5 protein-coding genes and 1 pseudogene are annotated in these 6,295 nt (G+C 53.9%); 3 read left to right on the top strand and 3 right to left on the bottom strand.

Translation table 11 applies throughout. From position 1 onward, the window contains the following. Nucleotides 1–86: 86 nt before the first annotated feature. On the bottom strand, nucleotides 87–1,424 hold the full coding sequence (locus HBA26_RS18335; RefSeq protein WP_041910078.1) for a TolC family outer membrane protein: 1,338 nt from the start codon (nucleotides 1,422–1,424) through the stop codon (nucleotides 87–89). Between the two features lie 716 nt (nucleotides 1,425–2,140). On the opposite strand from HBA26_RS18335, the gene HBA26_RS18330 reads away from it, so the two are divergent. Then, complete coding sequence (locus HBA26_RS18330) at nucleotides 2,141–2,884, top strand: DeoR/GlpR family DNA-binding transcription regulator (RefSeq protein WP_028013082.1); 744 nt, start codon at nucleotides 2,141–2,143, stop codon at nucleotides 2,882–2,884. A gap of 13 nt (nucleotides 2,885–2,897) precedes the next feature. Next, complete coding sequence (locus tag HBA26_RS18325) at nucleotides 2,898–3,965, top strand: oxidoreductase (RefSeq protein WP_126346079.1); 1,068 nt, start codon at nucleotides 2,898–2,900, stop codon at nucleotides 3,963–3,965. A 44-nt stretch (nucleotides 3,966–4,009) separates the two neighbouring features. Here HBA26_RS18325 and cybB read toward each other — a convergent pair whose 3' ends face one another. Continuing rightward, nucleotides 4,010–4,540, bottom strand: coding sequence for a cytochrome b561 (gene cybB / locus HBA26_RS18320; protein WP_032644876.1), 531 nt, complete (start codon nucleotides 4,538–4,540; stop codon nucleotides 4,010–4,012). A gap of 189 nt (nucleotides 4,541–4,729) precedes the next feature. On the opposite strand from cybB, the gene gap reads away from it, so the two are divergent. Next, nucleotides 4,730–5,731 (top strand): type I glyceraldehyde-3-phosphate dehydrogenase, encoded by a 1,002-nt coding sequence (gene gap / locus HBA26_RS18315; protein ID WP_166720971.1) that lies wholly within the window; start codon nucleotides 4,730–4,732, stop codon nucleotides 5,729–5,731. 53 nt (nucleotides 5,732–5,784) lie between these two features. Here gap and HBA26_RS18310 read toward each other — a convergent pair. Continuing rightward, nucleotides 5,785–6,264 (bottom strand): annotated as a pseudogene (locus tag HBA26_RS18310) (ElyC/SanA/YdcF family protein); the annotation flags it as partial. Nucleotides 6,265–6,295 lie beyond the last annotated feature (31 nt).

Raw genomic sequence — 6,295 nt, 5'->3', positions numbered from 1 at the left:
TATATCCACCACACGGATGTAGCTATCCCTGGGAAAAAACACCCATTATTTTCAGACTTATTTCGTGCAGCTATGCGTGGCTTTTGTTAACTCAAATCGGGTAATTTTGCGGCAGCGTTTTTCTCTATTCCAATAAGCGGCATTAAATTATCAACCGCGGAAGCATAATTAATTGCCGAACTCCAGCCATCATACTCGGCGATTATTTTCGCCGACGTGGCCTGCCAGACATCCTGCTCAACGCTGAGCAAATCATTAATGCTCCGCTTGCTCAGGGTGTATTCATTTTTATAAACCTCGCGGGCCCGCAGCGCATTTTCCAGCTGCCGCTTCCCGGCCTCCATTCTTCCCCGTGCGCCGGTCCAGTCAGCTTGCGCGACGGAGGCCTTTTGCAGCACGTCGAAACGCGCCTGATCGACCTGAGAGGACGCCATCGCTCGTGCACCCTCAGCCTGACGCACGCGTGCGGATACCGCGCCGCCCTGATAAAGCGGTGCGTCAATATTGAGCTGGATCTGGTCGTCCCAGTATGAGCGGTTGTCCGACTCGTAACGCGTGCGTCCCCCCTTCAGGCTCAGGGTTGGCCAGTGCTGGGACTTCGCCGTTTCAACGCCATACTGGGCCGAACGTTCCATATTCTGCGCGGCCATTACCGCCGGTATTAACGAATAATCAATGCGGTTGAGCGAATCCGGCTCAACGGCGAGGTTTGCGGGTACCGGCGAATAATGATCTGCCTGCATTCCGGTTAATACCGCGAGCCTTGCGCGGGCGCTGTTCAACGCGGCGTTATACTGCGCCACCGTCGCCTGCATGCCGGCAATACGCGTGCGGGTCTGGAGTTCATCGGAGGTGGAACTCACGCCCGCATCGGCGCGCAGTTTTGCCAGCTGCTCCACGTTTTTCAGTGCCTGAACGTTCTCTTTTGCCGCCTGTAGCAGGTCGGAATAACGTTTGACCTCCACGTAGCCGAGCGCCGTTTTTTCCGCCACGTCAGAAAGCGTGCTCATCAGCTGGTAGCGGTAGCTATCGCGCTGGGCGGAAGACTGGCTGATGCTGTTGTTGGTCTTGCCAAAATCGTATATCAGCTGGGTCAGGCTCACCCCCCAGGCCGCAGAGTTCTTCAGCGAACCGCTGGAATCGGTGGTCTGGCTATGCCCCGTACTCCCGTTCAACGCTATTTGCGGCATCCAGCCGCTGCGCGCCTCGTCTATTTGCGCCTGACCAATACCTAACTGCGCGGCCTGCTGGCTAATTGACGGATCGCGATCGATAGCGAAAAGAATACTTTCCTTTAAGGTCGTCGTTGCCATCGGGGCAATACCTACCGCGCCACTATTGGCATAAGCCGTATTTAGGGCTAATGAAATTAACGCCAGCGTAGCTATAAATTGGCGTGAAACAGGCTTGCGTAATATCGTCATTTTATCTCCCTGACTCTGAGTGATACTCAAGCAATTACCCAAAAAGAGGTACAGATAATTAGACAAATATCTTATTTAACTTCCTCGCTAAATTTCAGGTAAAGCTCCCCATACCCATTTCCGATGGAGATGAGATCCGCCTTTGTCTTATTAAATTTAAGAAATTACTTATTTCATAAGTTGATTTGCAGCATAACAAAATGTGGTATAGGCCACTACACCCGCAATGTTAATACGGTGTTACATATAAGAAAAAACATGGGGTTTCTGGACAAAACTCCGAAAGTAGCCTTTCAGATGAAACATCAAAACACACTGTAATTTAAGGAAAATTCTTAATCTCCTCTGCGCACATTTTTGCGTTAATTTCTGAGCGGGTCAGACACAAAGATTTTCAAAGAAGTGTCAACTTAAGTAAGAGCCATCGATTTGTTGAAAAATAATTCCAATAAAAAACATAAATCAGACATTAAATGCTTTATTTTAATTTCATATCAGCACATTCCACCAATTAATGACAATGTGTTGGTTACATAACCCAAATCGTTGATTAAAACATAACATTAACACTCTGGTTAACATTCAGAACGGCTTAATGATATCCGCTTAATATAATTCCAATAATCAAACATCAACCTGGTTTATGATGCCCCTTCCTTCTGCGTCAAAATGCTGTATTATGCGATTTATTGCGACATTTTGCAGGATTGCTGCCCATGCACAAAACCGCACGTCAACGCTATGTCCTTGATATTCTCAGTGAACAAGGTCAGGCCAGCATCACCGAGCTGGCAGAAAAGCTGCAGGTTTCGGCGGATACCGTTCGTCGGGATTTGACCGATCTGGAAAATCAGGGGCTTGCCCAGAAGAATCACGGCGGGGCTATTGCTCTGAATCTTTCGGCCATGAATCGTCAGGGCCGCAATACCCTGCTGCCGGAAACCAAGCAGCGTCTGGGGAAACAGGTTGCGCAGGCGGTTCCGCCGGGTTCCACCCTGTTTCTGGATGCCGGCAGTACGGTGATGGCCGTCGCTACTTTTCTGCAGGGACCTCACACCGTGATCACTACCTCGCTGGATATCGCCCAGCATTTTAGCGACCGGGAAGACATTGAGCTTATTCTGCTCGGTGGAAAATGGGACCCGAAGCAGCGCCTGTTTGCCGGCAGCGCCACGTTGTCCCTGCTGTCACGCTATCGGGCCGATATCGCCATTCTCGGTGCGTGCGCCCTTCATGCCGAACTCGGTCTGAGTGCCGGTAAAGAAGCGGATGCCGAGGTGAAACGCGCGATGCTCGCCGCAAGCCATGCGCACTGGATTGTTGCCGATCACCTGAAAGTTAACCGCTGCGAGCCGTATCTGGTCTCCGGGCTCACCGATATTCATCAACTCTTTTTAGATCGTCCCTGGCCTGAGCTTGGGGACCCTGGCGCATTACGGGTCACGGTGTGCGCGCAATAACGTGGAGAAGGTCATGAGTAAAGTTCAAACAATCAACATTGCGCTGATCGGGTATGGTTTTGTCGGTAAAACCTTCCATGCCCCGCTGATCCAGTCCGTGGACGGGCTCAAGCTGGCGGTGGTCTCTTCCCGTGATGAAGAGAAAGTGAAGCGCGATCTTCCGGATGTGCTGGTGGTAGCCACGCCCGAAGAAGCCATTCAACATCCTGATGTTGACCTGGTGGTCATTGCCTCCCCTAACGCCACCCACGCGCCGCTGGCGACGCTGGCCCTGAACTCGGGAAAACACGTGGTCGTGGATAAGCCTTTCACTCTGGATATGCAGGAAGCCCGGGACCTGATTGCCCTGGCGGATGAAAAGCAGCTTCTGCTCTCCGTTTTCCACAACCGCCGCTGGGACAGCGATTTCCTCGGCATTAAGCAGATTATTGAGCAAGGCACGGTTGGCAAGGTTAAACATCTGGAGTCGCATATTGACCGCTTCCGCCCGGAAGTGCGCGTGCGCTGGCGCGAGCAGAACGTCCCCGGCAGCGGTCTGTGGTTTGACCTGGGCCCTCACCTGATCGACCAGACGCTTCAGCTGTTTGGCCTGCCAGTGTCTGTTCAGGGAAATATCGCCACGCTGCGCGACGGCGCAGAGGTTAACGACTGGGCGCATGTGGTCCTCAATTACCCGGATCATAAAGTGGTTCTGCACGCCAGCATGCTGGTGGCTGGCGGTACGGCGCGCTTTACCGTTCACGGGAACAAAGGCAGCGTGGTGAAAGCCAGAATCGATCAGCAGGAAGCGCAGCTGCTGGCTGGCGTAATCCCCGGCAGCGACGCCTGGGGCGAAGACGACGACAGCATGGTGTTCTTCGGAGCTGATGGTGAACCCCAAACGATTGCCACGCCAAAGGGCGATCAGCGGCAGTACTACATCAACGTGCGGGATGCGATGCTCGGGAAGATCGCCAATCCCGTTCATCCTGTCGAGGCGTTAGCGGTCATGGCTGTTCTGGAAGCGGCGGTGAAATCGTCAGAGACGGGGTCAACGCAGACGCTGGCGTTAACTGATGAAGAGCGTGTTCTTCTGGGTTAAAAAACAAGCCGGGTGGCGCTGCGCCGCCCGGCACGAGTTAAAGACTACTGACGCTTATTCGGCATCATGCGCAAAAGAGTATTATCTTTCCAGAAATAGTGGTGCATCAGCGCCGCAAAGGCGTGCAGACCAATCACGAAATAGCCCAGGTTTGCCAGCGTAACGTGCCACTCCTTCAGCACATCCACCAGGTCAAAATTCCCCTCCGCCGCGTGAGGCATCGCCAGACCAAAGGCGAACCAGTCGTTTCCACGGTTATACATCATTACAATGCCAATCAGCGGCAGCGCAATAAACAGCAGATAGACGATCAGATGCCCAAGGTGGGACATCCCAGTAATCATCGCTTTGGGTTTAGGCTGAATGGGCGGTGCGGGAAACTTCAGGCGGATCAGCAATCTCGCCACCATCAGCACCAGAACCGAGATGCCGCAGGAGACGTGGATCATGTTAATAAGCGGTCGATCGGAACGCGGGAAAAAGCCCCTGAATTCCATCGCGCAGTAGGCGACGACGATTAATAAAAACACCAGCCAGTGAATCGTGATTTGCAGGCTTGTATATTTAGTGCGCATGGGATTTCCTGAAAAAAAACAGTCACCGCGCCAACATAATCTCCTTTCCTTAAAAATTCATTAACTTTTCTGTATGGTTTTTCAAATACTTCCCCTCGCATGAAGCATCTTCAATTGCTGCCCTGCCCGTGATGGTCTAAGCCTGGATGAGTTCAAACTGTCGTATCGACACGTTCACAGGAGAACACCATGAGTAAAATTGGCATTAACGGATTTGGACGCATTGGACGCCTTGTGTTGCGCCGCCTTCTTGAAACCCAGGACAGCAATACCGTCGTCGCCATCAACGACCTCACCTCCCCGAAAGTCCTGGCCTACCTGCTCAGGCATGATTCCAACTACGGTGGCTTCCCCTGGAGCGTAGACTTCACCGAGGATGCGCTGATTGTCGACGGTAAAACCATCGCGGTGTACGCCGAAAAAGAGGCAAAGCACATTCCGTGGAAAGCCGCGGGCGTGGATATCGTCGTGGAGTGCACCGGCTTTTATACCTCAGAAGGAAAATCGCGGGCGCACCTGGACGCCGGTGCGAAGAAAGTGCTGATTTCGGCGCCCGCGGGTGAGATGAAGACCATCGTCTATAGCGTCAATGACGATACCATTGACGCCAGTGATACCATTATTTCCGTCGCGTCCTGCACCACCAACTGCCTCGCCCCGCTGGCAAAAGCCCTGAACGACGCGTTTGAAATTAAAGTGGGCACCATGACCACCATTCATGCCTATACCGGCACCCAGGCGCTGGTGGATGGCCCGCGCGGGAAAGATCTGCGCGCCTCGCGGGCGGCGGCAGAAAATATTATTCCTCATACCACCGGTGCGGCGAAAGCCATCGGCCTGGTGATCCCCGCGCTCAGCGGCAAACTAAAGGGTCACGCCCAGCGCGTGCCGGTGAAAACCGGATCGGTAACCGAGCTGGTAGCGATTCTGGGTAAAAAGGTGACGGTCGAGGAGATCAACGCCGCGTTGAAAAAGGCGACCCAGGGGAATAAATCGTTCGGGTATACCGATGACGAGATTGTGTCGTCAGATGTGATTGGCTCGCACTATGGTTCGGTGTTTGACGCCACGCAGACGGAGGTGTCAGAAGCGGGAGATCTGCAGCTGGTGAAGGCCGTTGCCTGGTATGACAACGAGTATGGGTTTGTGACGCAGCTGGTGCGGACGCTGGATAAGTTTGCGGCGCTGTGATTTTCCCCTCACCCTAACCCTCTCCCCAATGGGGCGAGGGGATTGTTCCGTGCTCAGATGATTTTACGCGCCACCTTCAGGACTGGGTCCTGTTGAAGCTGTCTCCATGCGGCGGTGACGGTTTCAGGGAATTCAACGTGCGCGATAAAATCCCGCCCGGCCGGGCCATAGCCGTTAACGTCATCATACAGGCGCGGCAGTTCCCCCATAACCAGCGACAGATACCGGTCAACGGGCCACAGCCCGGCGTTACCCCCTCTAAACTCCACGCCCTCTGTGCCGTTTTGCAGCACTGGCGTAAACCCGGGATGGCTGATCCACTGCGGTGATGAGGGTTCATCGCGGCACACGCGGGCAAACGTCGCCATCGTGCGGCGCTGCATCGTTGGATCCTGTACCACCAGCACGCGTCCGCTTGTCCGCTGACGCTCTTTCAGCATGTTCCAGCTAAAGCGCGCGTTTTCACCGCAGTTGGTGGAGCGATCTTCAACCCACACGCGCGCCTCGGGGATCTTCCAGAACGCCCGCGCAACTGTCTCTTATACACATCTCCGCGCCCACGAG

Origin of the sequence: Enterobacter sp. 725m/11 (assembly GCF_011683705.1) — a bacterium.
GTDB classification, from domain to species: domain Bacteria; phylum Pseudomonadota; class Gammaproteobacteria; order Enterobacterales; family Enterobacteriaceae; genus Enterobacter; species Enterobacter bugandensis.
This window is presented reverse-complemented; position numbering and strand designations above follow the sequence as displayed.

Excerpts from the sequence above, each read along its gene's own strand:
- HBA26_RS18335 (WP_041910078.1), bottom strand. The coding sequence starts at position 1,424 with ATGACGATATTACGCAAGCCTGTTTCACGCCAATTTATAGCTACGCTG.
- HBA26_RS18330 (WP_028013082.1), top strand. The coding sequence starts at position 2,141 with ATGCACAAAACCGCACGTCAACGCTATGTCCTTGATATTCTCAGTGAA.
- HBA26_RS18325 (WP_126346079.1), top strand. The coding sequence starts at position 2,898 with ATGAGTAAAGTTCAAACAATCAACATTGCGCTGATCGGGTATGGTTTT.
- cybB (WP_032644876.1), bottom strand. The coding sequence starts at position 4,540 with ATGCGCACTAAATATACAAGCCTGCAAATCACGATTCACTGGCTGGTG.
- gap (WP_166720971.1), top strand. The coding sequence starts at position 4,730 with ATGAGTAAAATTGGCATTAACGGATTTGGACGCATTGGACGCCTTGTG.